Raw genomic sequence first — 24,875 nt, forward strand, 5'->3', positions numbered from 1 at the left:
CCAGTAGCACTACAACGCCCCACTCTCCTTCAACTCCCGATACCGATTCACAAGCGTCACCGGCAATTGCTGCGGCGTCACGTCCAGCAATTCACGTCCATGCCCGGCCAGCGCGGTAAACGCTTTGCGGCGTTCCTCAAGATAGGTCAGCGTGCCGCAATGCGTGAGCGCGGATTCGAAATCGGCCACTGGTGCGGCCAGCTGGGCATCGAGCACCGTTTCGCGCAGGCTGGCGCACAGCACGCGATGCCGATGCACCAACAACCCGAGCGATTCGCCGAGTGAATCACTATCTTCATCACGCAAATTGGTCAGCAGCACGATCAGGCTGCGTTTCTTGGCTCTTTCCGCTAGCGACTCAGCGGCGGCGATGTAATCCGGGTGCGATTCGGTTGGTTCCAGGTCGTAGAGGCTGGATAACAGCCGGTCGAACGCGGCCCGGCCTTTTAGCGGGGGCAGCCAGCGCTCTGCACCGGCAAAGGTGAACAGGCCGATGGCGTCGCCCTGCTTTTGTGCCAGCCACGCCAGCACCAGCATGGCGTTCAGCGCGTGGTCGAAGTGGGAGGTGTCACCGTCTTGCGCTTGCATGCGCCGGCCGCAATCGAGCACGAAGATGATCTGCTGATCGCGCTCTTCCTGGTATTCGCGGCTGATCGGCTTTTGCAGCCGGGCGGTGGCTTTCCAGTCGATGGCGCGCAAGCTGTCGCCACTACGGTATTCGCGCAGCTGGTGGAAATCGGTGCCCTCGCCACGGCGGCGACGGCGCAGGATGCCGGCCTGTGGCACCAGCCGGTCAGCAGCGACCAGTGAGCGCTTGAGCACCGGCGCAAAGTCGGGGAACACGCGCACTTCAGTCGGCGAACCCAACCAAGTGCGGCGCAACCAGAAACCCAGCGGCGACGCTACACGTGCTTCGAGCCGACCAAACGCATGGTCGCCACGCGCCAAGGGCTGCACGCGATAGACGAAGCGAACAAATCCGCCGGGTTGGACGCGGCTGGCGTGCGGCAAGCCTTCCAGCTCCCAGCCGACCGGGTAGTGATCGAACAATTCCAGCGCCAACGCCCTGCCCGCCGCGTGATGCACAGTGATCGTTACATCGCCCCAGCGGCCACGCGCCCAGACGCCTGCCACCAGCCGCTCGGCGACCAAGACCGGCACGCGCCAGCCCAGCGCTGCATCAACGATCACCACCAACGCTACCACGCCGGCCACGCCCAACCACCAGAGCACATCCGGCAGCCACGGCACAGCAACGGCGAAGGCCGCGACCAAGGCAACGAGGATCAGCAGTCTGGGGGTGGGGGTCATGCGCGGGGTGCGGGTAGTTGTTCCAGCAAGCCGGCCAGCGTGCGATCCGCGGTGAGGCCTTCCAGCTCGGCCTCCGGTGCGAGGGCCACGCGATGACGCAGCACCGGCAAAGCGGCACGCTTGATCTCATCTGGCGTGACGAAATCGCGGCCATCGATCAGCGCAAAGGCTCGGGCTACCCGCACCAAGGCGATGGCACCGCGCGGGCTCGCGCCGATCGATAGACCCGGCCAATCCCGCGTGGCGCGCACGATGCGCACGGCGTAGTCGAGCACTTGCTCATCCACCCGAATCTCGGCGACCAGTTGTTGCAACGCGAGTACCGTCTCGGGCTTGATCAGCGTGTTGACCGCGCCGACATCGAGCGCATCCCCCACTTGGCTACCGGTGATCTGCTTGACCAGGGCCAATTCTTCATCAGCGGTCGGATAGTCGATCAGCACCTTGACCAGAAAACGGTCGAGCTGCGCTTCCGGCAGCGGATAGGTGCCTTCCTGATCGATCGGGTTTTGCGTAGCCAACACCATGAACGGCGCAGGCAGCGGATTGGCTTCGCCTTCGATGGTGACTTGCCGCTCCTGCATCGCTTCCAGCAGCGCCGCCTGCGTCTTGGCCGGGGCGCGGTTGATTTCGTCGGCCAGCACCAGATTGGCGAAAATCGGGCCGCGCCGCAGCGTGAACTGATGCTCTTTCAGATCAAGGAAAGCGTGGCCGGAGACATCGGCCGGCATCAGGTCAGGGGTGAACTGGATGCGGGAGAACTGGCCGGCAAACGTCTTGCCCAGCGCCCGCACCAGCAGCGTCTTGCCGAGACCCGGCACGCCCTCCAACAACACGTGGCCGCCGGCGAGCAGGCTGGCGAGCACCGTGTTCACCGTTTCGGTCTGGCCGACAACGGCGCGACTGATTTCCTCACGCAGTCGCCGTACGATCTCGACGGCCTGGTTGAAGCGTTCCGGGGTCATAGTTTGGTCCTCAGTGTCTGTAGTGTCGCCACGGCGGCAGCAAAAGCAGCCGGGTGAGCAGGGATCAGTTTGTACAGTGCGGTTTCGACATCGGCTTGCGGCAAGTCAAAGCGTTTGGCCAGCCGCCGCGCCAGTTCATCCGGCGGCAAGCGGGCCAGCTCGGGCATTCGGGCATTGATCTGGGCTTGTGTGGCACGGCGGGCGGCTTGCAACAACTGCGCCTGCCCCTCCCTGCGCCATGCCCAGCGGGCGCTGGCGCGAATATGCTCCAGCAAGGCACGGCGGTTGGACGGCGCTTCGGGCAGGATCGGGCCGAAGCGCACGCCCTTGCGCCACAGTGCGAGCAGAATCAGCACGGCCAAGGTGAGGATCGCTTGTGGCCACTTCGCCCAGAGCTGCTCATACCAGGATTTGGCACCGCCGCCGGCTTGCACCAGCCAGACCTTGCCGGGGTTGAGCGTGGCAAGCCGCCAGAGGAATTCGGCGTGGTCACGGTCGGACAAGCTCCCTTGATCAAACAGCCGATCATTGGTGAGCAACACCAGCCAGCCTTTGCCTTGCCGATAGGCCAGCACCCGGCCGCCGGTGTCGTTCTGCCACGCAGGTGGCACGTCGGCCGATGGGGCCAGCCGGGGAGAATCCTGATCATCCAGCGACAACGCATACGGTGAAGTGGGCGGACGAACCTGCAACATGGGTGGGTGCTTCGGGTCCGCATCAAGCACCTGCAACTTCAAAGGAGACAGCAGCGGGCCACGCACCAGCGTCGTGCTTTCTACCTTCGCGCCATCCCCGCCGTCCTCGCCCTCTTCCTTCGCCACCTTGGTGATCGAGGTCACGAAGACACCGCCACCCCGCACCCAACGCAGCAGCGCCTGCTGCTCGCCTGTCGGCAAAGTGGCATCGAAGCTGGGCACGATGACCACATCACGATGGCCCAAGCGCTTGGCCATGCCGTACAAGGTCGTCTCGCCAGCCACGGCAAGGCCACGCCGATGCAGGAATCGCTCCGCCGCCAACAGCGGGTTCTCCTGCGCCGCATAGGATGGCGGCGCGGGAATGGCAATGGTCTGGCGCTCCATGCTGCTGAACCACCACCAGGCAAAGTAGCCAACCACTAGCAGCGCGATCCCCCACAGCAACCAACGCACGAATCTGCTCATGCGGCCACCTTGAGCGCGGGTGCGGTAAAGGCGCTGCGCCAGCCGTCGAGTATGCCGATCAATGTGGCGTCATCCGGCCAGCGGGCGGCATAGGCAGCAGCGCGCCAGAGGTCCGTCACTTGCCGGCAACCGGATTCGGTCAACGAGGGCAGCGCGCCGACGCGCCGGGCTTCGACGCAGGCCGCAACGATATCGCCCTCGGTATATCCCGCCATCAGCTCGACCGCGTAGTCATGCGCCAGCCGCGAGACGGTGGCGCGGTACAACAGCGCCAGCGCCTCCCGTGTACGACCGGCACGCCAGAGGGCGAGCACCTCGGCCGGCACGTCATCGGGCAGCGTTTCCGGGCGGATGTCGAAACCGCAGATTTCCTCCGGCGGTGGCGGGCGGCGCTCGGCCACCTTGAGCAACTGGCCAAGCGGGCCGCGATAGCGCCACAGCAGCCAAGCAAACAAGATCACCAACAGCGCGATCAGCGTGACTTTCACCGCACCGAGATTGATCCCTTCGTGATGGCCCGGGCTGCCATCGCCAAACAGCCAGCGGAAGAATTTTTCCAGCCAGGCATAGTCGCCCGGTTTCTCTTTCTGCGTTTTCTTGGGCATCCAGATTGTCTGGCATTGCCAGTTGCGCAGCTCATCCGACGAGAGCACCGCATCCAGATCGTTGCGCAATGCGGTTTGGGAGGCATCGTGCGTGGGCGGGCGGGCCTTGCGGATGTCGGTCACGAAGTCCGGCGTGGGGCAACCCGCTGCCTGCGCATCGTGCTGTGGCGCAAACCAGAGCAGCGAACACACCAAGGCCGCAGCCAGCGTTTTGCCAACAGTGGCCGATTTCGCCCGCAGCGCCGTCGAACGTGCCGCCAGCCGCTCAGCCATGCGGCGCAAGGACAGCTCGATGTCCCACCCTTCCAGCTCGGCCCGGCGGCGCAGATACAGCGTGAAGCAGCCGGAGACGTACACCGGCCCGATCAAGCCATCGGCCAGCGTGTAGCAAATGTGGCCGGTCAGCGCGAGCAGCTGCGGGTTGTTGGCATAGGTCACGAGGAAGCCGGCCGGATTCATCTCCTCCGGGCTCGCCAGGAAAAAACTGACCAAGCCATAGAGTGCCATTTCGAGCACCAGCGTGAAATGCACGCACGCCACGCCGAACCACGATGCGGTGCCATACGCGCCACGCGCCCCCAAGGCACGGCGGCGCTGGGTGGCGAATTTGCCGCGAGCGCCTTCCAGCTGCCAGACCGGCACGTACAGCCCGCGGCCGGCCATGATCGGCCGCCACCACGTCAGCGATCTGGCCCAGCCGCGCAACTGATGCGGCCATGCCCGCAATGCTTGCCAAGCCGTGACCGGCTCACCGAAGACTTCACGCGAGAGGATATAAAGCGGCAGGCGGTCGAACATCGGGCGCAGCCACCACATGGCCAAGCTGCCCCACGGCAGCATATCGGCCGGCAAGCAGGCCCATAGCAGCACCGAGAGTGTCAGCCACGGCACCCACCATGCGAGGTAGACCGGCTTCCAGTACCGGCGCAGCAATGACTGACCAAGATCGATGGCGGCCCAATGCGAACCCGGACGAACGTCGATCTGCAACGACTCAAGCTGCACGATCGCGCCCCGCAAAACTGAAATAACAGATCACCGCGAACCACAAGCAACCGCCGACGATGTATTTGGCCAGCGATGGCACGTCGGTGCGCGCCGACCAGAAGCCTTCGATAAAGGCCGCCATAAAGGTCAGCAAGGCCGCGCCAGACAACATCGGCAAGATGCGCGGGCCGATGGTTCGCAACGCGGCCACGCGGGTCATGCGCCCCGGCGCGATCAGTACGCCGCCCAGCTTGAGCCCGGCCGCGCCGGCCAGAATGAGGCCGGTCACTTCAAAGGCGGTATGGGTGACGACAAAAGACCAGAACGGATCACGCGTCGCCTCTGTTCTGGATAGCCATGCACCGATCACGCCCAGGTGCAAGCCGTTGAACGCCGTGGCGTACAAGGCGCCCAGCCCGAACAACAGCCCACCGGCAAAGGTTCTGAACACGATCGAGACGTTGTTCCAGATGTAGAAGCCAAACATCATCACGTCGTCCGCTTCGCCACGCCGCGCCAGTCGATGTGCACCTTTCTGATACATGGCCTCGTAGCTCGCAAGCTCATGCGGCGGCGTGAAGGCGTAGGCGATCTCCGGCTTCCAGGCAATCAAACCGCCCGTCAACGCTGCCACGCCGAAGAAGGCGATGATGGAAATCCAGACCACGCGCCATTCAGCCCGCACCAAGCGCGGGAAATCACGTTTGAGCCAGCGGATAAACGCGTATTCGCGGCTGCCGGCCTCGCTGTAGATCGCCCGGTGCGTGTTGATTGCCAAGGCATCGAGTCGGGCCACCAGCGACGGCGAATAGCCCCGCTGCCGCGCCACCGCCAGCGTGTGACACAGCGCGCGGTAACGCGAAGGAAGCGTCGGCGAGGGTTTCTTGCTGGTCAGTTCAGCCTCGACCTCTTCCCACAACGCCGAATGACGGGCTTCGAATTGCCGCTGTTTCATGGCTTGGCCTCGCCAGTGAGCCCGGCGGCATATTGGAACAAACGCTGCAGCGAGGCTTCACCGGTCAGACCGGTCAGCGGCTGGGCCAGATTGCCCAACTCGGCCTGGCGCTGCGGCGGCACCGCACGCACGCGCTCGACCATATCCAGCAGCGCCCGTTGCTCTTCCGGCGTGAGCGGAAACGGCAAGGGACGTGGGGTGGCATCGACCGGCAAAGGCAGGCGGCGCACACGCCGGTCGCGATACACGACCAAAGTACCGGCCACGATATCGCCCACTCGCCGGAACTGGCCGTCGATCAGCATGGAAGCAAGGCCGACGCCATAGAGCATCGGCAGGAAATCGACCACACGCAGCAGATTGCGCAGCGCCGATTCACGCCAGCCCACCGGCAGGCCATCCTCGCGCAGCACCTGCAAACCCAGCCAGCGCTTGCCCGGCGTCATACCGTTGCTGAACACTTCGAACACGACTGGATACGCCCACTGCATGAGGAAAAACACGATCAGCGCCAAGCCATAGCCGGCCCGGCCGCCAAATGCATACAACAAACCGCCAACGGCAACACCGCTGAGCACGCCACGCAGCAGCAGATCGACAAACCAGGCGTAACCACGCCGCGCCGCGCCGGCTGGCGTAAGCGCGAGCGTGATGCCCTCGGGCGTCGAAAGATGCAGTTTGCCGTCGAGCATGGGCTAGAGAAGGGTCAAGCTTTAATGACGATGGTGCCGGCGATTTCGTCGTGCAGGCAGCGACGGCTCTGGCGGAAGATCAGCAGCGGATCGAGCAGGCTGATGATTGCGCCGATGAAGGGAATGGCCCCCAATAGTGCAACCGGCAAGTGACGAATGAAAACAAAGCGCCGAATACCGCAACGGCTGCCATCAGTACGAACGATACGGATTTTGAGGATTTTCTTGCCGATCGTCTGGCCACCACGATGGATCAGCACAAAGTTGTAAACCGTCAGCGCCAACAGGGCGATCCCCGTAAAGCTGAATGCGGCGATGGAACCAGCACTTGCCGCGAGTTGGCTACCACCACCTGCCGCAGCGGAAATAGCGAAAACGATAACGGCCGGAATCACCAGCGCCCCACCGATCAAGCCATCGAGGATTACCGCAGCAAGGCGGGTGCCGCGACCGGCCAGCTCCAGCTCATCGCCAACGCTTTGCTCAAGGTCAACTTGCGTTGCTGCGTAAGGATTCACTTCAGTATTCATGGTGCTCATCCCTTGTGGTTATCGGTCAGTTGGCTGTCTATGGGTGACAGCCCGAGCATTCTAACAGCGAACAAAAAAATACCCCGCCTTCGCGGGGTATTTGTTGCGTGCGGGCTTCATACAGATTACTTCAAGCGAAACTCTGCCGCATTGGCGTGCGCGGTCAGCCCTTCGCCATGTGCCAGCACGGCGGCGATCTTGCCGAGCTGCTGCGCACCAGCCTCGGAAACCTGAATCAGGCTGGAGCGCTTCTGGAAGTCGTACACGCCCAGCGGCGAGGCAAAGCGAGCGGTGCGGGCCGTCGGCAGCACGTGGTTGGGGCCGGCACAGTAGTCACCCAGCGATTCACTGGTGAATTTGCCCATGAAAATCGCCCCGGCGTGCTTGAGCTTGCCCACCCAATCTTTCGGCTCCGCCACTTGCAACTCCAAGTGTTCCGGTGCGATCTGGTTGGAAATAGCGCAAGCCTCGTCGAGATCCGCCACCTTGATCAGCGCGCCGCGATTCTTGAGTGACGCTTCGATGATGGCGCGGCGCGGCTGCGTGGGGAGCAGCTTTTCGATGCTGGCAGCCACGCGGTCGATATAGGCGGCATCCGGGCATAGCAGAATGGCTTGGGCGATTTCGTCGTGCTCGGCTTGGCTGAACAGGTCGATGGCGACCCAATCCGGATCGGTACTGCAATCGCACAACACGAGGATTTCCGATGGGCCGGCGACCATGTCGATGCCGACCACGCCAAACACTGCCCGCTTGGCAGCGGCCACGTAGGCGTTGCCGGGACCGGTGATCTTGTCCACCGGCGGCACGGTTTGCGTGCCGTAGGCCAGTGCACCGACGGCTTGCGCGCCACCAACGGTGAAAGCACGCGACACGCCAGCGATATAGGCAGCGGCCAGTACCAGATCGTTGCGCTCACCCTTCGGCGTCGGCACCACCATGATGATTTCAGCCACGCCCGCCACATGCGCCGGGATGGCGTTCATCAGCACGGACGACGGATAAGCCGCCTTGCCGCCCGGTACATAGATACCGACCCGATCCAGCGCCGTGATTTGCTGACCCAACAGCGTGCCGTCTTCGTCCTCGTAGCTCCAGGACACCATTTTTTGGCGTTCGTGATAGCGGCGGATGCGTTCAGCGGCGAGCGACAGGGCATCGCATTGTTCGGCAGGCAAGCGCTCGAATGCGGCTTTCAGTTCGGCTTGGGTGAGTTCCAGATCGGCCATCGAACTGGCATTGGTGCCGTCGAAGCGGTTGGTGTACTCCACCACAGCCGCATCGCCTCGGGTTTTGACGTCGGCCAGAATCGCGGCAACGCGCTGGTCGACTTGCGGGTCTTGGGAGGTTTCGAAAGCCAGCAGCGCGGACAGCTGGGCTTGGAATTCGGACGAGGAGGAATCAAGACGGCGGATCATGGCACAAGCGCTTGGAAATCAAGGGAATGCCCGATTATACCCAAGCCACTGACCAGTGCCCGTTGACGGAAAGTCGCTACGGTTGCGACATCTCGTTAAGCGCCGTGCCACTAGGAAAGCGCGACCTTGATGCCCAGCGCCACCAGCACACCGCCAAGCACCTTATCGATCACCTTCTGCACGCGGGCCAGACCACGCCGCACCGGCGCGCTCTGAATCAGGAACACCAGCAGCGGCCACCAGATGACCGCCAGCATCCAGATGATGAAGGCCACCCAGAGCTTCTCCAGCGTGCTGCTATTGAGGTCGAGCACCTGCGTGAAGATCGAAAGGAAAAACAACGTGCACTTCGGATTGAGCAGATTGCACAAGAAGCCTTGCATGAAGGCGTTGCGCAGGCTGACTTCCTCACGTGCAGCATCCAGCGCCAGCTGGCCACCACCGCGTGAACGCAGGGCATTGATGCCGATCCAGATCAAGTAGGCTGCGCCGGCATATTTGAGCAGGCCAAACAGCCACGGCGTGGTAGTGATCACGACCGCCAGCCCGGCCACGCAGTAGCTCATGTGCACCAGGATGGCAGCGTTGACGCCAACTGTTGTGGCAAGCGCCGCTTCCCGGCGGTAGCGCGCCGCGTTTTTGACGATCAGGAAGAAGTCCGGCCCGGGCGAGAGCATGCCGAGCGTAGCGATGGTGGTAACAATCAGGGTGATTTGCAGGAAATGGGGATCAAGCATGGCAGCCTCCGTATCCGGCACAGGCTAGGTCAGCCGGGGGGGCTGACCTATCGGTGTTTTCACCTAGAGGGCGACGCAACCAAGATCAAGACCGCGAGAAAAACCCAGCGTAGCGGTGCTGGCAAGGCCTGCGAACGTACGAGCGTACAAGTCGTACGGCAAGCGAGCAGAACACCGCCAGCAGGGTTTTGCTCGCGGTTTTAGCCTTCGCCGCGAGCGACAATCGCATCCGCGAAAGTATCAATGATCGGCTGGATCAAGCCCTGCTTGAGCTTGAGCGCCGCCTGATTCACCACCAGCCGGCTGGAAATATCGCGAATGTGCTCCACTGCGACCAGCTTGTTGGCCTTGAGCGTGCCACCGGTCGAAACCAGATCGACGATGGCATCGGCCAAACCCACCAGCGGCGCCAGCTCCATCGAGCCATAAAGCTTGATCAGGTCGACGTGTACGCCCTTGGCGGCGAAGTGTTCGCGTGCACAGTGGGTGTACTTGGTGGCCACGCGTAAGCGAGCGCCCTGCTTCACCGCGCCTTCGTAATCGAAGCCCTCACGCACGGCGACCATCAGCCGGCATTTGGCGATTTCGAGATCGAGCGGCTGGTACAGCCCGGCACCGCCGTGTTCCAGCAGCACGTCTTTGCCGGCCACGCCGATGTCGGCTGCGCCGTATTGCACATAGGTCGGCACATCCGTCGCACGCACGATGATCAAGCGCACGTCATCGCGATTGGTGCCGATGATGAGCTTGCGGCTGGCTTCCGGGTCTTCGGCCGGGACAATGCCAGCGGCGGCCAGCAGCGGCAGGGTTTCTTCGAAGATGCGGCCTTTGGACAGGGCGATGGTAATCATGGATTCAACTCCACCCTCTTCGTGCAGAGGGTCGGGGTGGTTATTTGAAAAGCTTGAGCGTCAGCGGGTATTTCGATTGCCAGCCATTGAGGGCCTTGGCACCTTCCCAAAGCCCGAGCATGGAGGACACCAAAGCGACCCACCAGATCAGTAGCGCGGTGTGCAGCACCGAGCCCAGCAGCATGGCGACCACGAACAGGCATCCCATCAACAACTGGAAATTCACGGCTTGTACCGCGTGCTGCTCAACGTATTCGGAATGCACCCGGGCGAACTGCAGCGCCAGGAACGGCACAATCAGCGCAAGCCCAGGGACAGGTAACAGCGGCACCCACAACACGCCAGACAGATGTACCAGCGCGGCACAAAACTTTTCCGGCTGGGTCGGCGGCTTGAGCTTACCGTCGCTGTCTTCGCCACTCGGCTTGGGGTTGAGCGTCAGCATGCTCAGACGATCCGCTCGATCTGCGCGCCAATGCCGTTGAGCTTGCGCTCGATATGCTCATAGCCACGATCAAGGTGATAGATGCGATCGACGATCGTTTCGCCTTCAGCGATCAAGCCTGCGATCACCAACGATGCTGACGCCCGCAGATCGGTCGCCATGACCGTCGCGCCAGATAATTTGGATACGCCGGTCACGATGGCGGTATTGCCTTCGGTATTGATGCTGCCGCCCATGCGGGCCAGTTCCGGCGCGTGCATGAAGCGGTTTTCAAAAATGGTTTCGGTGATGACGCCAGTGCCTTCGGCCACCGCGTTCAGCGTCATGAATTGCGCCTGCATATCAGTCGGGAACGCCGGGTACGGCAGCGTGCGCACATTCACGGCCTTGGGGCGTTGCTTCATGTCGAGGGAAATCCAGTCGTCGCCAGCCTCGATATAGGCACCGGCTTCGCGCAGCTTTTCCAGCACGGATTCGAGAATGCTGGCGCGGGTATTGCGCAGCACCACACGGCCTTGCGATGCGGCGGCGGCCACCAGAAAGGTGCCGGTCTCGATACGATCCGGCACGATGGCATGGGTTGCGCCATGCAGCGCTTTCACGCCTTCGATGGTGATGGTGTCGGTGCCGTGACCGCTGATCTTCGCGCCCATCTTGATCAGGCACTCGGCCAGATCGACGACTTCCGGCTCGCGCGCGGCGTTTTCCAGTACGGTGGTGCCTTCTGCCAGCACGGCCGCCATCAGCAGGTTTTCCGTGCCGGTGACGGTGACCATATCAGTGACAATGCGCGCACCGCGCAGCTTGCCGCTGGCCTTCACGTAGCCGTGCTCGATGACGATCTCGGCACCCATCGCCTGCAGGCCCTTGATGTGTTGATCGACCGGGCGGGCACCGATGGCGCAGCCGCCGGGCAAGGACACCTGCGCTTCGCCAAAGCGCGCCAGCGTCGGGCCCAGCACCAGGATCGAGGCACGCATCGTTTTCACTAGTTCGTACGGCGCGATCAGGCTGGTGATGGTGTTGGCGGTGATTTCGTATTCGTGGACGTTGTCGGTCATCACGCGCACGCCCATGCCCTGCAGCAGCTTCTGCGTGGTCTTCACGTCCGCCAGTTGCGGCACGTTGGTCAGGCGCAGCGTATCGGCCGTTAGGAGGCCAGCACAAAGAATGGGCAATGCCGCGTTCTTGGCACCGGAAATGGTGATTTCGCCGTTCAGCGGCAAGCCGCCAGTGATCTTGAGTTTGTCCATCGGTCTCTTGAAACAAAAATGCCCGCTGGATCAGCGGGTTGAGAATATCGTGCGCATTATCCCGTGTCGGGTCGAGGCTGTCAGCCTGATCAGAGATATTTCCAGATCAACCAGGCGACGAACGCAATCAACCAGGGCAAGTTGGTCAGCGCGACGAGGCGGGCGGTGCTGCGTTTGTCTTCGTTCTTGGCCGCGTCTTTGGCTGCATCGAGTTTGGCACGCTCGGCATCGATCGCATCGAGCCCGAAGCGCCGCGGCTCACTAGCCGGTTTGCCTGCAGCAGGCTTCCCGACGGCGGGCTCGCTCACTGCGCGTCCCATTCCGCCGGGGTCAGCGTTTTTTCCAGCGACAAGGCATGCAATTCACCGGAGTCGATCACGTCTTTGAGTGCGTCCTTCACCAAGCGATGCCGCGCCAGCAAACCCAAGCCTTCGAAACGCGGGCTGGCGAGTTTGGCGTAAAAGTGATGACCGTCGCCGCGAACATCGACAGCGGTCGCGTCAAGGCGTTCGGTGAGCAGTTGGGATACGAATTCTGGAGCCATGAGTGGGAGCAACCTGGGAAACGGCTTAGTGCCTGATTTTGTAGCCGGATTTTATCAGCGAGTAGGCATAGCCGGACAGCACCACGAAGGTCGCGCCGACAACCGCAAGACTCATCCACGGCGAGACGTCCGACACACCGAAGAATCCATGCCGAAACCCGTCGATGGCGTAGAACACCGGGTTCCATTGCGATACGTCGTACCAGAACGGCGGCAGGCTATGGATGGAATAGAACACGCCAGAGAGAAAAGTCAGCGGCATGATCAGGAAATTCTGGAAGGCCGCGAGCTGGTCGAATTTCTCTGCCCAGATGCCGGCGATCAGCCCCAGTACCGCCATCAGCCCACAACCCAGCAGCCCAAACAAGAGTAACCATAAGGGATTGGCAATCGGGGGGATGGCAAAAACCAGCGTCACCAGCAGCACGCCCGCGCCCACCACCAACCCACGCACGATGGCGGCCAGGATATAGGCGGCAAAGAATTCAAAATGGCTCAGCGGCGGCAGCAGAATGAACACCAGATTGCCGGTGATCTTGGACTGGATCAGGCTCGACGAGGTATTGGCGAAGGCGTTCTGCAACATGCTCATCATCGCCAGCCCCGGCACCAGAAAGGCCACGTAGCGCACGCCCGGATAGGGTTGCACGTGCGCATCGAGCACTTGAGCAAAGATCAGCAGATACAGGAGCGCAGTGAGCACCGGCGCCAGCACGGTCTGAAACGCGACTTTCCAGAAGCGCAGCAGTTCTTTGTAAAACAGGGTCGAGAAGCCGGTCATGTGGAAGTGCCGCCTTGTGTACCGCTTTGGGTGCCGATCTGTTTGACGAAACGCAGCCCGGTGTTGGCAAAACCACGCCGCGTGTAAAAAGCGTGCGCCTCGGTGCGCTGGGTGCCGCTATTGAGCATCAGCACCGACGAGCCCTGGGCAACGGCCCAGCGTTCTGCCTCTGCCATCAAAGCCCCGCCTACGCCCTGCCCACGTGTGTTCTCGCGCACCACCAGTGCGACCACCCGCACATAGGGGCCGTCCATTTCGAGGAACCAGCCCAAGGCCAGCGCTACGACGCCGACGATACCGTTGCCGTCCTCAGCCACCATGCAGGCATAACCACCGGCCCGCTCCAGATTGGCAAGCCGTACGCGCACCGCTGATTCGTCGCTCGGGTAGCCCAAGTCAGCCAATAAAGGGGAAATTCCTGCGGCATCGTCATCACGCACAGGCCGGATTTGCATGGCGCCAGGCTGCATGAAGCGGGTCGACATCCTCAGGCACCCCGCGGCACGTTGCGCATCATGTCGACGAAGATATCTTCCAGATCAGGCTTGGCGACTTCGATATCGCGCACGCTGATGCCGGCAGATTTGATGGCCACGAGGATATCGGTCAGCGCATCGGGCTCGGCAAGCTTCAGTTCGAAATTGCCATCGCACTCGGCGACCAGCAGCGGGCGCAAAGCGTCCGGCAATTCGGCCGGCCGGAGCCGCAAGGTGAGCGAGCGTGCCTTGCCACGATTCATCAGCGCCGTTTTTTCTTCCAGCGCGATCAACTTGCCCTGCTTGAGCATGGCGATGCGGTTACACAACTCCTCGGCTTCTTCGAGATAGTGCGTGGTCAGCACGATGGTGTGGCCATCGGCATTCAGGCGGCGGATAAAGGCCCACAAAGTCTGGCGCAACTCAACGTCGACCCCGGCGGTCGGCTCGTCGAGCACGATGACCGGGGGACGATGCACCAGTGCCTGCGCCACCATCACCCGGCGTTTCATACCGCCGGAGAGCGCACGCATATTGGTGTTGGCTTTTTCGGTGAGGCCGAGATTTTCGAGAATCTCGTCAATCCAGGCATCGTTGTTCTTGAGACCGAAATAGCCGGATTGGAAGGTGAGCGTTTCGCGCACCGTAAAGAAGGGATCGAACACCAGCTCTTGCGGCACGATGCCGACGGCACGACGTGCGGCCCGGTAATCCCCGGCCACGTCATGCCCCATCACGCTGATCGCCCCGGCGCTCGACTGGGTAAGGCCACCGAGAATCGAAATCAACGTGGTCTTGCCAGCGCCATTCGGGCCAAGCAGCGCAAAGAAATCCCCTTGTTCGACATTGAAGCTGACGCCATCAAGTGCAGTGAAGTTGCCGAAGCGCTTCACCACGTTGTCGAAACAAATTGCGCTCACTGCACCGGCTCCGCAGCCGGTTTGCTGGCATCAGTGGCCGGTGCCGTGGATTCTGACTTGGGCGCTTCCTTCGGGGCATCGACCGCTGGTGCCTTGGCATCAGGAACCGCGGCCGGTTGCGCTTTATCTGCAGGCGCCCCGGGAGCCGCATCGTCCGGGCCATCATCCGGGCCACCGCCCATATCCAGCGGCTTGGGTGGATTGCCGTCCCAAACGTCGTTGTAGCGCTTCTGCAACCATGCATCGCGGATGTAGGCGTATGGATCGATTTGCGATTCGATCATCGGATCGAGCGGCAACAAATCGGCACGAGCGCTCACCCCTGCCATGCCATAACGGAAAATCGTCACGGCCGTGGACGGATCACTGAACGGGGCATACGGGTCGAGGTAGTAACGCGAAACCGGGTTGATCAGGTCGCGCGCCGAACTCGGGCCAAAGAAAGGCAGCATGAGAAACGGCCCGGAGCCGACGCCCCAGTGACCCAACGCCTGACCCAAATCTTCGTTCGTCTTTTTCAGGCCCATGTCGGAAGCCCAATCGACGAAACCGAACATACCAACCGTGGTATTCACCGCCACGCGGCCAGCACTCTGAAATGCGTCTGAAAACTTGCCTTGCGCCAGATTGCCAAGCACGGAGAAGAAGTCATCGATGTTGTCAAAGAAGCCATGCGTCGCCTGCTTGACCGGGCCCGGTGCGTGCTGCGAGTAAGCAGTCGCCACCGGCTTGAGCACGGCACGATCGACAGCCATGTTGACCGCGAAGATCTTGCGATTGACGGGCTCGAGCGGATCGTAATTGTTTTGCGGCGTGGCACAGCCGGCAAGCAGCAGCGCCAGAATGGTCGATGAGAGTAGGGTCAGCTTGCGCATGGGGAAAGCGGGGCGGGGTAAAGCGCTATTGTAGGTTGAATTCCGCGCAAATTGCCGCGTTATTGCTTGCGGATCGAATCGATCCACGGCGAGACGCCATACAAGCCCGCCAACTGCAACAAGCCATCTGGCACACCGGCGAGCGACAGCGACACCCGCCGCGCCTGCGCCTCGCGCAACCAATGCAGCAGTAGCGAAACCCCCGCCGAATCGCCTGCATCCACGCCGGATAAATCCAGCGTCAGCGCTTCGCCGGCGGCCGGCCAGACGACGTCGCCCAGCCGGGCGCTGGCTGTATCCAGCGTTAACCGGCCAGTCAGCGCCTGCGTGCTCACTTGGCGGCGCTCGCGTTGGTTTTGGCAGCAGCGTTCAGATCGGAAAGCTGCTTGATCAGGCCATCAACACCCTTTTGGCGAATGGCTGCGCCAAACTGGTTGCGGTTATTCACCGTGAAGCTGATGCCATCAACGGAGATGTCATACACCTTCCAACCGGCCTGGGCTTTTTCGAAGTAGAACTCGAGCGGAATCGGCTTTTGGTTCGGGATGCTCACTTCGGTGCGCACGCTTTGCTCGTCAGCCGAATCGCCCGGCCGCGTACCGATCACGTTCACTTGCGCGTTCTTGTAGATCGTCAGCGCAGAAAGATACGTGCGGATCAGCATCTGGCGGAATTCGTTGCTCAACGCCTGTTGTTGCTCCGGCGTGGCGGATTTCCAGTAGCGGCCAACCGCCAGTGACGTCATGCGCGTGTAGTCGGCCAAGGGTTCGACCTTCTTGCCAACCTGATCGCGCACGGCGGCGGGATCGTTCGGGTTTTTCTTGATCACGTCGAGCACGTCACGGCTGACGTTCTTGACGATCACTTCCGGGGTGTCGCCGCTGGCGGCCAGCGCGAACGCGGGAAGCAGGCCGAGCATCAGTGCAGCAAGCCATTTTTTCATGTTATTTCTCCGGTGCGTTATTCGTCGGTGCGTTATTCGTTGCCTGACCGCCTTCCTGCGCCTTGGAGAACAGGAAGCGGCTGATCAGCTGTTCGAGAATTACGGCAGACGACGTGATCTTGAGCTGATCGCCATCTTTGAGCATCTTGTCGTCGGCGCCCGGCTCAAGACCAATGTACTGCTCGCCGAGGAGACCGGATGTAAGGATTTGTGCGCTTGTGTCACGGCTGAACTCATATTCCTTATCCAGCACCATGGTCACCCGTGCCATGTACGTTTTCTGATCCAGGGCGATACGCGTGACACGCCCGACGACCACGCCGGCGCTCTTGATCGGCGCACGGGTCTTCAGGCCGCCAACATTCTCGAAATTCGCCGTCAACATATAAGTCTGGTTCTTGGGCAGCGTGCTGGAACTACTGACCTTGAGCGCCAGGAACAGCAGCGAAGCAATGCCAGCCGCGACAAACAGGCCGACCCAGAAGTCAATCAAGCCTCTTTTCATCAAACACCTCTGAACATGAATGCGGTCAGGAGCACATCCAGACCAAGAATGACCAGCGACGACGTCACGACGGTACGTGTCGTCGCGCCTGACACGCCCTCCGCGGTCGGCGGCGCATCAAAACCTTCGAATACGGCGATCAACGAAATCGCGACCCCGAAAAACACGCTCTTGATCACGCCGTTGAGCACGTCCTGCTGGAAATCGATCGCGCTTTGCATTTGTGACCAGAAACTGCCGGCATCGAGCCCCAACAGTTGCACGCCGATGATGTAGCCACCAAAGATACCCATGGCGCTGAACATGGCGGCCAGCAGCGGCATTGAAATCACGCCGCCCCAGAACTTTGGTGCAACGACACGGGCGATTGGATTGACCGCCATCATTTCCATCGCGGAGAGCTGCTCGGTCGCTTTCATCAGGCCGATCTCGGCAGTGATTGCAGAGCCGGCCCGGCTGGCAAACAACAACGCCCCAACCACCGGGCCAAGCTCACGCACCAGTGATAACGCCACCAGGATGCCCAGCGATGAGGATGCACCGAAGCGCACCAAGGTGTCGTACCCCTGCAGCGCGAGCACCATGCCAACGAACAGGCCAGATACCGCAATGATCAGCACTGAAAGCACGCCGGCAAACCAGATCTCGCGCAACGTCAGCCGGAAGCGCACCAAAGCAGTCGTCGAATGACGCAGGATGGCAATCAGAAAACGGCTGGCAAAGCCCAGCTTGAGCAAGGCGTTGGTAAATGGCTCACCAACGCGGGAGAAGAATTTGACGATCCAATTAACCACGCACCACCTCCAACCCCAGCTCTTCGCCATACGGAGCCGCCGGCTTGTGGAATGGCACCGGGCCATCGGTTTCGCTATTGATGAATTGTTTGACGAATGGAAGATCGGATGCGCGAACTTCATCAGGCGTGCCATGCGCAACGATCACGCCATCGGCGAGGAATACCACCTTGTCGACAATCGCCAGTGACTCAGCCACGTCATGCGTCACCACAATGGAAGCACTACCGAGTGCATCGTTCAGTTCGCGAATCAGCTTGCCGGTGACGCCAAGGGAAATCGGATCGAGGCCGGTAAACGGCTCGTCATACAACATCACCAAGGGATCGAGCGCAATCGCACGGGCCAGCGCCACCCGGCGGGCCATACCACCGGACAACTCGTTCGGCATCAATTGCGCCGCCCCGCGTAGCCCGACCGCCTGCAGCTTCATCAACACCAGATCATTGACGATCGACTCGGGTAGAGACAAGCGCTCGCGCAACGGGAACGCGACATTCTCGTAAACCGACAGATCGGTAAACAGCGCGCCGAACTGAAACAGCATGCCCAGCTTGCGGCGCATTGCGTACAGCGCCGACTCACCCAAGTCGCCAACCGCCTCGCCATCGACCCGCACCTGACCGGACTTGGGCCGCAATTGCCCACCAATCAGCTTCAGTAGTGTGGTCTTGCCCGAGCCAGAACCGCCCATGACGGCAACGACCTCGCCGCGCGCCACCGTGAAGGACACGTCGCGCAGCACCTCGCTTTCGCCATAGGCGAAACGCACTTGCTCGAATTCAACGGCGGGAATGGGCATATTTAGACTGGTGAGTACAACGGGTGCCATTCTAAGCGGACAAATGACAAACGCCTAGTGCCGCGCCTCACACAAGCGACATATTCACGTCAGGATGTCGCCAAGCCCGCTCAGCAGCCGGCCATTGCAGCGTTCTTGTGCTTCTGCGCAGCCACGGCATCCATCGCATTCGCTTTCCGTCGTCAGATCTACACATATCGACAGCCCACTCCAAGCAGAACCAGAAGCGTCTCAGGGACAAAGTGCATAAATTGCTTACAAACTACGCAGGAATTAACCAACCAGCTACGTAACCGAGCCCTATTCCGTGCCGATGTTTGAATCGTTGAAACACCAGCTGACCGTCGCGCTATTGATCGCACTGACAGGCTGCGTGAACTCCAGCGGACTTCCACTCGAAACTGGTCGTCACCTGACAGCGCCAGCCCCAATCTCCTCGGCCTCGATTCCCAAACCAGTCGCAATACTGCCGCCGCTACCCAAGCCACAAGCACCTGCTCCAGCCGACACTTACAGCCTGGTCGTCAACCACCTGCCAGTGAACGAATTGCTGTTTGCGCTGGCACGCGATGCCAAGGTCAATCTCGACATCCACCCTGCAGTCAGCGGCCACATCACCGTCAACGCGATTGACCAGACCCTGCCGCAGATCATGGAGCGGATCGCCCGGCAGGTCGACATCCGCTGGACACTCGAACACAACGTACTCAGCGTGCAACCGGACACCGCCTTCAACCAGACCTACACGCTCGACTATCTGAACATCGCACGCGCCTCGGCCGCCTACACGCGCGTCAAGGCGGCCGTCGCCAACGGTTCGGACGAATACAGCAGCTCGGTCTACGGCGGCTTTGTCGACAACCAGTTCTGGGAGCGGCTTGAACGCGGCTTGTGCGATCTCGTCCTCAGTGGCCGGCGCAACGCACAAACCATGCAGCAACACCTTGCCGACCGGGAAAAACAACGCGAGATCGACAAGCTGGCAGCCCAGAGCGGACGTAACAAGGCGCAACTCGAACAGGAATTGGCCGGCACCACCCGCGAACAAAGGCTCGATGTCGCCAAGCAGCTATCAGCAGCCCATGCAGGAGCCCCACAACTTTATGACCGCGTGCTGAGTAGCTCCAAACACCGCCAACTCAGCACTGCAAAGCTGCGGCGGCTATTTCAAGAAACGGCAAATTCCGAAATTCGACTCCGCCAGCGCCAGTACCGATGGCAGCGGCACTGACGACAACAAACCCAGCGACGTGATCATCCATCCGGAAACCGGCCTCATCGTCGTCAACGCGCCGGCCCGGGTTCAGAAACAGGTTGATGACTTCTTGTCCCGGCTCGGCGCATCCGCCCGGCGGCAGGCCTTGATCGAAGCCACCATCGTCGAAGTCGCGCTCAACAATCAGTATCAGGCCGGCGTGGACTGGAGCCGTATCGCCAGCGGCAGCGCGGGCCTCTCGCTGCAACAGCAAAGCATCGGCAGCAATCTCGCTACCTCACCGTTCACCACGCTCTCCTACACCAACAACACCCTGTTCGGCGGCACCTTCAACGCCACCGTCAAGTTGCTGGAACAGTTCGGCCGCACCCGTGTGCTGTCGAGCCCGAAGATCATGGCGCTGAATAATCAGACTGCACTGATGAAAGTGGTCGAAGAGCAGGTCTACTTCACCATCAAGGCCACCGAAGACCGCAACACCGACGGCAACGTCGTCAGCCGTGTCTTTACCAGCGTGCTGCATACCGTACCGGTGGGTCTGGTGATGCAAGTCACGCCGCAGATCGCCAGCGACGACCAGATCTCGCTCAACGTCCGCCCGACCATCACCAATATCAGCAGCTACGTGGACGACCCAGCGATACAGATGTTCGCCGCCAGCAGCGACCAGAAAATCAAAAGCCAGGTACCGGTGCTGCAAGTGCGTGAACCCGGTTGCAGGCAACATCCGTAGCGATGTCGACAACGACCGGATCGCTACCGGCTACAACAGTGGCGACGATTGCTGGGCAGCAACCAAAACCGGTTTAGCGTCACTGGCAATTCGCATATTGCCGTGATCGATCTGCGACCAGTCCAGCGCCGGTAAGCAGTGCGCAACCTAGCTCGTACGCGAGCCCAAGCAGATAGTACAAGGCGCCAGTCGCTCCCCTAGAACTCACAGGTCCTTTCGGGCCGACCCAACATCAGTCAAATCGATTGCCAAGCACCCCGCTTTCCTCTGGCGGGGCTTTTTTTGCCCCGTGCGAAGCTATTTTTGGCAGCCATCGAAAACCGCTATGCTTGGCCGATGCAGCCTCACATCCCGACATCCTCCCCACGCCACCTGAAAGCCACCATCCACGCCGAGATCACGGATATCGCGGCCGAACTATGGAATGCGCTCGCCGGTGATGCGCCGATGTTGCAGCACGCCTTTCTGGCCGCGCTGGAAAACACCGGCTGCGTCGGCAGCGATACGGGTTGGCGGCCCTGCCATCTGGCACTGTGGGATGGCGATACGCTGGCGGCGGCGATGCCGCTTTACCTCAAGCGTCACTCCTACGGCGAGTATGTGTTTGATTGGGCGTGGGCACGGGCTTATGCGGAACACGGCCTGGAGTACTACCCGAAACTGCTGTCGGCGATTCCGTTCACCCCAGTGCCCGGCAACCGGTTGCTGGCACGGGACGACGCATCTCGCGCGGCCTTACTTGATGCCGCAATCGAATTGGCGCAGGAAAACGACACCAGCAGCTTTCACCTGCTATTCCATCCGGAAAGCGATATCGACCTGATCGAATCACGTGGGCTGTTGCTGCGGCAGCAGGTGCAATTTCACTGGATCAATCAAGGCTGGCCCGATTTCGACGCCTTTCTGGCCGCGCTGCAGCGCGACAAGCGCAAGAAAATCCGCCAGGAGCGCAACAAACTCACCGACATCCAGATCGTGCGCAAACGTGGCGACGACATCAGCGCGGCGGACTGGGCGTTCTTCAATCGCTGCTATGCCAACACCTATCACGAGCATCGTTCGTCGCCCTATTTGAACGAAGCGTTTTTCCAGCAACTGGGCGAGGCCATGCCGCAGGCCTGCCTACTGATCATGGCCTACCGCAATGGCGAGCCGCTGGCGTGCGCGTTCAATCTGGTCGGGCCGGATCGGCTGTATGGGCGCTATTGGGGGGCCGATTGGTCAGCCGGTGGCGGTGGCTTCGTACCCGGATTGCATTTCGAGCTGTGCTACTACCAGGGCATCGAGTTCGCCATCGAGCAAGGCATTGCGGTGTTTGAAGGCGGTGCGCAGGGCGAACACAAGCAGGCACGGGGCTTTTCGCCCGAGATGACCTACTCGGCCCATTGGCTGGCCCACCCCGGTTTTGCACGGGCGGTGGGGGATTACCTCGACCGCGAATCAACAGCGATCAACGAATACAACGAAACGCTGCTCGCCCACGAAGCCTTTAAGGCAACAAAAAACCCCGACCAATGAGATCGGGGTTTGGGGTCTGGCTGACACCGGAGGCGCTTAAGCCGCCTTGGTGAACTCTTCCACCAGCTTCTGCAGCTCGCCGCTGGCATACAGCTCTTTCATGATGTCCGAACCGCCGACGAACTCGCCCTTGATATAGAGCTGCGGAATCGTCGGCCAGTTGGCGTAGTCCTTGATGCCCTGGCGGATATCCGGATCGGCCAGCACGTTGACGGCAGCGAACGGCACACCCACGTTCTTCAGCAGTTGCACTGCACCGGCGGAGAAGCCGCATTGCGGGAAGGTCGGGGTTCCCTTCATGAACAAGGCCACCGGATTTTCGGTGACGATCTGGTGGATTTCCTGTTGGATGTTGCGTTCGCTCATGGGGTGAAGTCTCGAATTAACCGATTAAATTAGTCGGATATTGTAACGGTGAGTTCCCCGCGCCGACAAGGCGCGCTCAATCAGGTTCCGACAAGGCGTCTCGACCACCGTCACGTAGCGGCTATAGCAGCGCATGCAAGCCCTGATAGCCAACATACAACCCCACCAGCAAGATCAGCGCGCTAGAGAAATACGGTGCCTTGCGGGCGAACTCGCCAAAGCCGGACCAGCGCTTGGCAGCATGCCGCATGCCGATTGCCGCGATCACGCCAGACATCACCATCGTCAGCGCCAAGCCGATGCTGAAACCCAGCACCAGTGTCGCGCCTAGCGTGACCTTCTTCAGCTGCAGGCACAGCAGCAACACCGTAATCGCCGCCGGGCAAGGAATCAGCCCACCGGTCAGGCCGAACACGACGATCTGCCCGGTTGTCACGTCACGGTTGGCAAAGCGACGGCGGATATCGTTGGCGTGGGCCAGTTCGTGCGGGTCCTGATAGCCGGGCGCGGTCAGATCGAGGCCGGCGTAATCCGTCACCGCGTGGGCATGGCCGTGTTCGGTGTATTCGACGTCGTAATCATGGGTGTGATCGCCATGACCAAGTTTGAGCCGGGCGATGAATTCGTGCGGCTCGGGGATTTCCTCGACCGACTCCAGAAAGCCATCGCGCTGAACGAAAGTGAAGCTTTGCCGCACGCCACCGGCGCGTTCGGTTTCCACGGCAACGGATGCCGGCGACCATGCCATCGGGCGCGCACCCTCCTCGGCATACAAGCGAAAGCGCGGCGGCACGCCGTTTTCGAACACTTCCATGCGCAACAGGCCGTGGCCGGTGTCGATCCACTTGGTTTCATCTTCGTGATGATGATCATGGCCGTGGTCATGCCCATGTGAATGACCGTGTTCATGCTGGTGGCGAGCCCGTTCCTCCCGCCACGTGCGCCACATCATCCATGTGGCTACACCAATGATCAGCACCGCCGATGCGACCTGGAAATACGGCTCGGTCGCCTCGGCATTCAGGTGGCCGCCGAAATACAAACCAGCCATCGCCACCGCCCAGACTACCGCCGTGTGCGATAACGTGGCCGACAGACCAAGCAGCACCGCCTGACCCACCGTGCCCCGCACGGCCACGATGAAGGCCGCCATCATGGTCTTGGAATGGCCCGGTTCCAGCCCGTGCAATGCGCCAAGCAGAATGGCGCTGGGGATGAACATCCAGATGTTGCTGGCGCCCTGCTGCAGCAACGCGGAAATATCGGTCATCGGAATGACTCCTAAAGGTATTTGGTGATGGCCTTGAACTCGCGCACTGCGGCAGCGTTATCGCCCCCCTCCTCAACCGCATGGTCAAGGCAATGATCGATATGGTCGTGCACCAAGGTTTTCTTGGCGTTGGTGATGGCTTTTTCCACCGCCTGCAATTGCTGGGCAACTTCCAGGCAACCCCGGCCTGTTTCCAGCATCTCGATGATGCTTTTGAGATGCCCGTCAGCCCGCTTGAGCCGCTTGATGATGTCCGGATGGCTTGTGTGAGCGCTCATAACCTTCAAATCCTATCCTGGGGGATAGGATAATAACACGGAATATGCCGCCCGCATCGATGCCGAAGCATTGACGACCAGTTGCGCTGATTGTGCTGCCCGTTCGTGATGGCCCGGTTACAGGCCGCCCCACTGACCACCTGTCACCCGATCCAGTCCGGCCAAATCCGGCCAGGTCTCGACGGCGAGGAATCCGGCCTTGGCCAACAGCGCCCGGCTCGCCTCCCCCTGATCGAAGCCGTGCTCGAACAACAGCCAGCCATTCGCCACCAGATGCGCGGCTGCACCCGCCACGATGCGGCGGATATGCGCCAAGCCGTCTGCCTCATCAGTCAGCGCGCCACGCGGCTCGAAGCGCAGGTCGCCCTGCGCCAGATGCGGGTCGTGTTGCTCGATATACGGCGGGTTGGAGACGATCAGCTCGAACGTGTCACCCGCCAGCGCGGCAAACCAGTCGGATTCGAGCATGCGTACTTCGGCTGCCAATTGCTGCGCGTTGGATCGCGCAACTTCCAACGCCGCGACGGAAACATCAACCGCGCTCACCGCCAGATCTGGCCGCTCCAGTTTGAGCGTGACCGGGATACAGCCCGAACCCGTGCCCAGATCGACCACGCGTGCATTGGCCGGTGCGCGTTGCAGCGCCAGCTCGATCAGCAATTCGGTTTCAGGACGGGGAATCAAGACGGCCGGATTCACGGCGAATTCACGGCCATAGAACTCACGCGAACCGACCAGATACGCCACCGGTTCGCCTGTCAGCCGACGGGCGGCAAGCACTTTGAATGCAGCCACAAGCGCCGGGTCGGCCTTGTCCTGCGCATGGGCGATCAGCCACGCGCGGCCATGGCCGGACACATGTGCAAACAAGGCTTGCGCATCAATGCGGGCAAGGCCGCTGGCACGAAGGAGATGCTGGTAAGTCGGCATGGCCGGCAGTCT

General features: G+C 61.3%; 30 protein-coding genes. 3 read left to right on the forward strand and 27 right to left on the reverse strand.

Annotated features, from left to right (window positions below):
- Positions 1–9 precede the first annotated feature (9 nt).
- The 23 genes from BR41_RS14405 to BR41_RS14515 form a co-directional block, all read right to left on the reverse strand.
- Entirely contained in the window at positions 10–1,311 is a 1,302-nt protein-coding gene (locus BR41_RS14405) for a DUF58 domain-containing protein (protein WP_035058015.1), read from the reverse strand.
- Complete coding sequence (locus tag BR41_RS14410) at positions 1,308–2,276, reverse strand: AAA family ATPase (protein WP_035058018.1); 969 nt, start codon at positions 2,274–2,276, stop codon at positions 1,308–1,310. Before BR41_RS14410 ends, BR41_RS14405 begins: the two co-directional genes overlap by 4 nt.
- Positions 2,273–3,439, reverse strand: a complete 1,167-nt coding sequence (locus BR41_RS14415) for a DUF4350 domain-containing protein (protein WP_156970707.1) — start codon at positions 3,437–3,439, stop codon at positions 2,273–2,275. The genes BR41_RS14410 and BR41_RS14415 overlap by 4 nt, the downstream gene beginning before the upstream one ends.
- Positions 3,436–5,049 (reverse strand): hypothetical protein, encoded by a 1,614-nt coding sequence (locus tag BR41_RS14420; protein ID WP_156970708.1) that lies wholly within the window; start codon positions 5,047–5,049, stop codon positions 3,436–3,438. Before BR41_RS14420 ends, BR41_RS14415 begins: the two co-directional genes overlap by 4 nt.
- Positions 5,039–5,986, reverse strand: coding sequence for a stage II sporulation protein M (locus BR41_RS14425; RefSeq protein ID WP_035058024.1), 948 nt, complete (start codon positions 5,984–5,986; stop codon positions 5,039–5,041). Before BR41_RS14425 ends, BR41_RS14420 begins: the two co-directional genes overlap by 11 nt.
- On the reverse strand, positions 5,983–6,678 hold the full coding sequence (locus BR41_RS14430; protein ID WP_035058025.1) for an RDD family protein: 696 nt from the start codon (positions 6,676–6,678) through the stop codon (positions 5,983–5,985). The genes BR41_RS14425 and BR41_RS14430 overlap by 4 nt, the downstream gene beginning before the upstream one ends.
- Before the next feature lie 14 nt (positions 6,679–6,692).
- Positions 6,693–7,208, reverse strand: a complete 516-nt coding sequence (locus tag BR41_RS14435) for an RDD family protein (RefSeq protein ID WP_035058273.1) — start codon at positions 7,206–7,208, stop codon at positions 6,693–6,695.
- Positions 7,209–7,333: 125 nt separating this feature from the next.
- Positions 7,334–8,626: a histidinol dehydrogenase gene (hisD, locus tag BR41_RS14440; RefSeq protein ID WP_373278351.1), complete on the reverse strand. Its 1,293-nt coding sequence runs from the start codon at positions 8,624–8,626 to the stop codon at positions 7,334–7,336.
- Positions 8,627–8,736: 110 nt separating this feature from the next.
- Positions 8,737–9,363 carry a LysE family transporter gene (locus BR41_RS14445; protein ID WP_035058026.1) on the reverse strand — a complete coding sequence of 209 codons (627 nt, stop codon included), beginning with the start codon at positions 9,361–9,363 and terminating at the stop codon, positions 8,737–8,739.
- A gap of 200 nt (positions 9,364–9,563) precedes the next feature.
- Positions 9,564–10,214 (reverse strand): ATP phosphoribosyltransferase, encoded by a 651-nt coding sequence (gene hisG, locus BR41_RS14450; protein WP_035058027.1) that lies wholly within the window; start codon positions 10,212–10,214, stop codon positions 9,564–9,566.
- 40 nt (positions 10,215–10,254) lie between these two features.
- Positions 10,255–10,659: a DUF4870 domain-containing protein gene (locus tag BR41_RS14455; RefSeq protein WP_035058029.1), complete on the reverse strand. Its 405-nt coding sequence runs from the start codon at positions 10,657–10,659 to the stop codon at positions 10,255–10,257.
- A 2-nt stretch (positions 10,660–10,661) separates the two neighbouring features.
- On the reverse strand, positions 10,662–11,912 hold the full coding sequence (gene murA / locus BR41_RS14460) for a UDP-N-acetylglucosamine 1-carboxyvinyltransferase (protein ID WP_035058031.1): 1,251 nt from the start codon (positions 11,910–11,912) through the stop codon (positions 10,662–10,664).
- Positions 11,913–12,001: 89 nt separating this feature from the next.
- Entirely contained in the window at positions 12,002–12,220 is a 219-nt protein-coding gene (locus tag BR41_RS14465) for a hypothetical protein (protein WP_156970710.1), read from the reverse strand.
- A complete protein-coding gene (locus BR41_RS14470; RefSeq protein WP_051710999.1) occupies positions 12,217–12,456 on the reverse strand; it encodes a BolA family protein in 240 nt (79 codons plus the stop codon). The genes BR41_RS14465 and BR41_RS14470 overlap by 4 nt, the downstream gene beginning before the upstream one ends.
- Positions 12,457–12,481: 25 nt before the next feature.
- Positions 12,482–13,237: an ABC transporter permease gene (locus BR41_RS14475; RefSeq protein WP_035058037.1), complete on the reverse strand. Its 756-nt coding sequence runs from the start codon at positions 13,235–13,237 to the stop codon at positions 12,482–12,484.
- Positions 13,234–13,692, reverse strand: coding sequence for a GNAT family N-acetyltransferase (locus tag BR41_RS14480; protein WP_169741308.1), 459 nt, complete (start codon positions 13,690–13,692; stop codon positions 13,234–13,236). Before BR41_RS14480 ends, BR41_RS14475 begins: the two co-directional genes overlap by 4 nt.
- Positions 13,693–13,724: 32 nt before the next feature.
- A complete protein-coding gene (locus BR41_RS14485; protein WP_035058040.1) occupies positions 13,725–14,633 on the reverse strand; it encodes an ABC transporter ATP-binding protein in 909 nt (302 codons plus the stop codon).
- Complete coding sequence (locus tag BR41_RS14490; RefSeq protein ID WP_035058043.1) at positions 14,630–15,508, reverse strand: MlaA family lipoprotein; 879 nt, start codon at positions 15,506–15,508, stop codon at positions 14,630–14,632. The genes BR41_RS14485 and BR41_RS14490 overlap by 4 nt, the downstream gene beginning before the upstream one ends.
- Before the next feature lie 59 nt (positions 15,509–15,567).
- The gene (locus BR41_RS14495) at positions 15,568–15,843 is read right to left on the reverse strand and encodes an STAS domain-containing protein (protein ID WP_035058047.1); all 276 of its coding nucleotides are present in this window, start codon (positions 15,841–15,843) and stop codon (positions 15,568–15,570) included.
- On the reverse strand, positions 15,840–16,451 hold the full coding sequence (locus BR41_RS14500) for an MlaC/ttg2D family ABC transporter substrate-binding protein (protein WP_035058049.1): 612 nt from the start codon (positions 16,449–16,451) through the stop codon (positions 15,840–15,842). The genes BR41_RS14495 and BR41_RS14500 overlap by 4 nt, the downstream gene beginning before the upstream one ends.
- A 1-nt stretch (position 16,452) precedes the next feature.
- Positions 16,453–16,956, reverse strand: coding sequence for an outer membrane lipid asymmetry maintenance protein MlaD (mlaD, locus tag BR41_RS14505; RefSeq protein ID WP_035058052.1), 504 nt, complete (start codon positions 16,954–16,956; stop codon positions 16,453–16,455).
- Positions 16,956–17,750: a lipid asymmetry maintenance ABC transporter permease subunit MlaE gene (gene mlaE / locus BR41_RS14510; RefSeq protein ID WP_035058055.1), complete on the reverse strand. Its 795-nt coding sequence runs from the start codon at positions 17,748–17,750 to the stop codon at positions 16,956–16,958. The genes mlaD and mlaE overlap by 1 nt, the downstream gene beginning before the upstream one ends.
- The gene (locus BR41_RS14515; protein WP_035058058.1) at positions 17,743–18,552 is read right to left on the reverse strand and encodes an ABC transporter ATP-binding protein; all 810 of its coding nucleotides are present in this window, start codon (positions 18,550–18,552) and stop codon (positions 17,743–17,745) included. Before BR41_RS14515 ends, mlaE begins: the two co-directional genes overlap by 8 nt.
- Positions 18,553–18,859: 307 nt before the next feature.
- On the opposite strand from BR41_RS14515, the gene BR41_RS14520 reads away from it, so the two are divergent.
- The 3 genes from BR41_RS14520 to BR41_RS14530 all read left to right on the forward strand — a co-directional run bounded on the left by BR41_RS14520 (position 18,860) and on the right by BR41_RS14530 (position 22,019).
- Positions 18,860–19,783: a hypothetical protein gene (locus BR41_RS14520; protein WP_169741309.1), complete on the forward strand. Its 924-nt coding sequence runs from the start codon at positions 18,860–18,862 to the stop codon at positions 19,781–19,783.
- A 19-nt stretch (positions 19,784–19,802) separates the two neighbouring features.
- Positions 19,803–20,501 carry a type II secretion system protein GspD gene (locus BR41_RS14525; protein WP_051711003.1) on the forward strand — a complete coding sequence of 233 codons (699 nt, stop codon included), beginning with the start codon at positions 19,803–19,805 and terminating at the stop codon, positions 20,499–20,501.
- Between the two features lie 303 nt (positions 20,502–20,804).
- A complete protein-coding gene (locus BR41_RS14530) occupies positions 20,805–22,019 on the forward strand; it encodes a GNAT family N-acetyltransferase (RefSeq protein ID WP_245615910.1) in 1,215 nt (404 codons plus the stop codon).
- Positions 22,020–22,055: 36 nt separating this feature from the next.
- Here BR41_RS14530 and grxD read toward each other — a convergent pair whose 3' ends face one another.
- The 4 genes from grxD to prmC form a co-directional block, all read right to left on the reverse strand.
- On the reverse strand, positions 22,056–22,385 hold the full coding sequence (gene grxD / locus BR41_RS14535) for a Grx4 family monothiol glutaredoxin (RefSeq protein ID WP_035058064.1): 330 nt from the start codon (positions 22,383–22,385) through the stop codon (positions 22,056–22,058).
- Between the two features lie 121 nt (positions 22,386–22,506).
- Positions 22,507–23,655 (reverse strand): nickel/cobalt efflux transporter, encoded by a 1,149-nt coding sequence (locus BR41_RS14540; RefSeq protein WP_035058066.1) that lies wholly within the window; start codon positions 23,653–23,655, stop codon positions 22,507–22,509.
- An 11-nt stretch (positions 23,656–23,666) separates the two neighbouring features.
- Positions 23,667–23,933 (reverse strand): metal-sensing transcriptional repressor, encoded by a 267-nt coding sequence (locus BR41_RS14545; protein ID WP_035058067.1) that lies wholly within the window; start codon positions 23,931–23,933, stop codon positions 23,667–23,669.
- 117 nt (positions 23,934–24,050) lie between these two features.
- On the reverse strand, positions 24,051–24,863 hold the full coding sequence (prmC, locus tag BR41_RS14550; RefSeq protein WP_035058068.1) for a peptide chain release factor N(5)-glutamine methyltransferase: 813 nt from the start codon (positions 24,861–24,863) through the stop codon (positions 24,051–24,053).
- Positions 24,864–24,875 lie beyond the last annotated feature (12 nt).

Source organism: Andreprevotia chitinilytica DSM 18519, assembly GCF_000711875.1.
Taxonomy (GTDB): Bacteria; Pseudomonadota; Gammaproteobacteria; order Burkholderiales; family Chitinibacteraceae; genus Andreprevotia; species Andreprevotia chitinilytica.

What these genes read in the sequence shown, in the direction of transcription:
- BR41_RS14405 (WP_035058015.1), bottom strand. Translation starts at nt 1,311, where the DNA reads ATGACCCCCACCCCCAGACTGCTGATCCTCGTTGCCTTGGTCGCGGCC.
- BR41_RS14410 (WP_035058018.1), bottom strand. Translation starts at nt 2,276, where the DNA reads ATGACCCCGGAACGCTTCAACCAGGCCGTCGAGATCGTACGGCGACTG.
- BR41_RS14415 (WP_156970707.1), bottom strand. Translation starts at nt 3,439, where the DNA reads ATGAGCAGATTCGTGCGTTGGTTGCTGTGGGGGATCGCGCTGCTAGTG.
- BR41_RS14425 (WP_035058024.1), bottom strand. Translation starts at nt 5,986, where the DNA reads ATGAAACAGCGGCAATTCGAAGCCCGTCATTCGGCGTTGTGGGAAGAG.
- BR41_RS14430 (WP_035058025.1), bottom strand. Translation starts at nt 6,678, where the DNA reads ATGCTCGACGGCAAACTGCATCTTTCGACGCCCGAGGGCATCACGCTC.
- BR41_RS14435 (WP_035058273.1), bottom strand. Translation starts at nt 7,208, where the DNA reads ATGAATACTGAAGTGAATCCTTACGCAGCAACGCAAGTTGACCTTGAG.
- hisD (WP_373278351.1), bottom strand. Translation starts at nt 8,626, where the DNA reads ATGATCCGCCGTCTTGATTCCTCCTCGTCCGAATTCCAAGCCCAGCTG.
- BR41_RS14445 (WP_035058026.1), bottom strand. Translation starts at nt 9,363, where the DNA reads ATGCTTGATCCCCATTTCCTGCAAATCACCCTGATTGTTACCACCATC.
- hisG (WP_035058027.1), bottom strand. Translation starts at nt 10,214, where the DNA reads ATGATTACCATCGCCCTGTCCAAAGGCCGCATCTTCGAAGAAACCCTG.
- BR41_RS14455 (WP_035058029.1), bottom strand. Translation starts at nt 10,659, where the DNA reads ATGCTGACGCTCAACCCCAAGCCGAGTGGCGAAGACAGCGACGGTAAG.
- murA (WP_035058031.1), bottom strand. Translation starts at nt 11,912, where the DNA reads ATGGACAAACTCAAGATCACTGGCGGCTTGCCGCTGAACGGCGAAATC.
- BR41_RS14470 (WP_051710999.1), bottom strand. Translation starts at nt 12,456, where the DNA reads ATGGCTCCAGAATTCGTATCCCAACTGCTCACCGAACGCCTTGACGCG.
- BR41_RS14475 (WP_035058037.1), bottom strand. Translation starts at nt 13,237, where the DNA reads ATGACCGGCTTCTCGACCCTGTTTTACAAAGAACTGCTGCGCTTCTGG.
- BR41_RS14480 (WP_169741308.1), bottom strand. Translation starts at nt 13,692, where the DNA reads ATGCAAATCCGGCCTGTGCGTGATGACGATGCCGCAGGAATTTCCCCT.
- BR41_RS14490 (WP_035058043.1), bottom strand. Translation starts at nt 15,508, where the DNA reads ATGCGCAAGCTGACCCTACTCTCATCGACCATTCTGGCGCTGCTGCTT.
- BR41_RS14500 (WP_035058049.1), bottom strand. Translation starts at nt 16,451, where the DNA reads ATGAAAAAATGGCTTGCTGCACTGATGCTCGGCCTGCTTCCCGCGTTC.
- mlaD (WP_035058052.1), bottom strand. Translation starts at nt 16,956, where the DNA reads ATGAAAAGAGGCTTGATTGACTTCTGGGTCGGCCTGTTTGTCGCGGCT.
- BR41_RS14515 (WP_035058058.1), bottom strand. Translation starts at nt 18,552, where the DNA reads ATGCCCATTCCCGCCGTTGAATTCGAGCAAGTGCGTTTCGCCTATGGC.
- grxD (WP_035058064.1), bottom strand. Translation starts at nt 22,385, where the DNA reads ATGAGCGAACGCAACATCCAACAGGAAATCCACCAGATCGTCACCGAA.
- BR41_RS14540 (WP_035058066.1), bottom strand. Translation starts at nt 23,655, where the DNA reads ATGACCGATATTTCCGCGTTGCTGCAGCAGGGCGCCAGCAACATCTGG.
- BR41_RS14545 (WP_035058067.1), bottom strand. Translation starts at nt 23,933, where the DNA reads ATGAGCGCTCACACAAGCCATCCGGACATCATCAAGCGGCTCAAGCGG.
- prmC (WP_035058068.1), bottom strand. Translation starts at nt 24,863, where the DNA reads ATGCCGACTTACCAGCATCTCCTTCGTGCCAGCGGCCTTGCCCGCATT.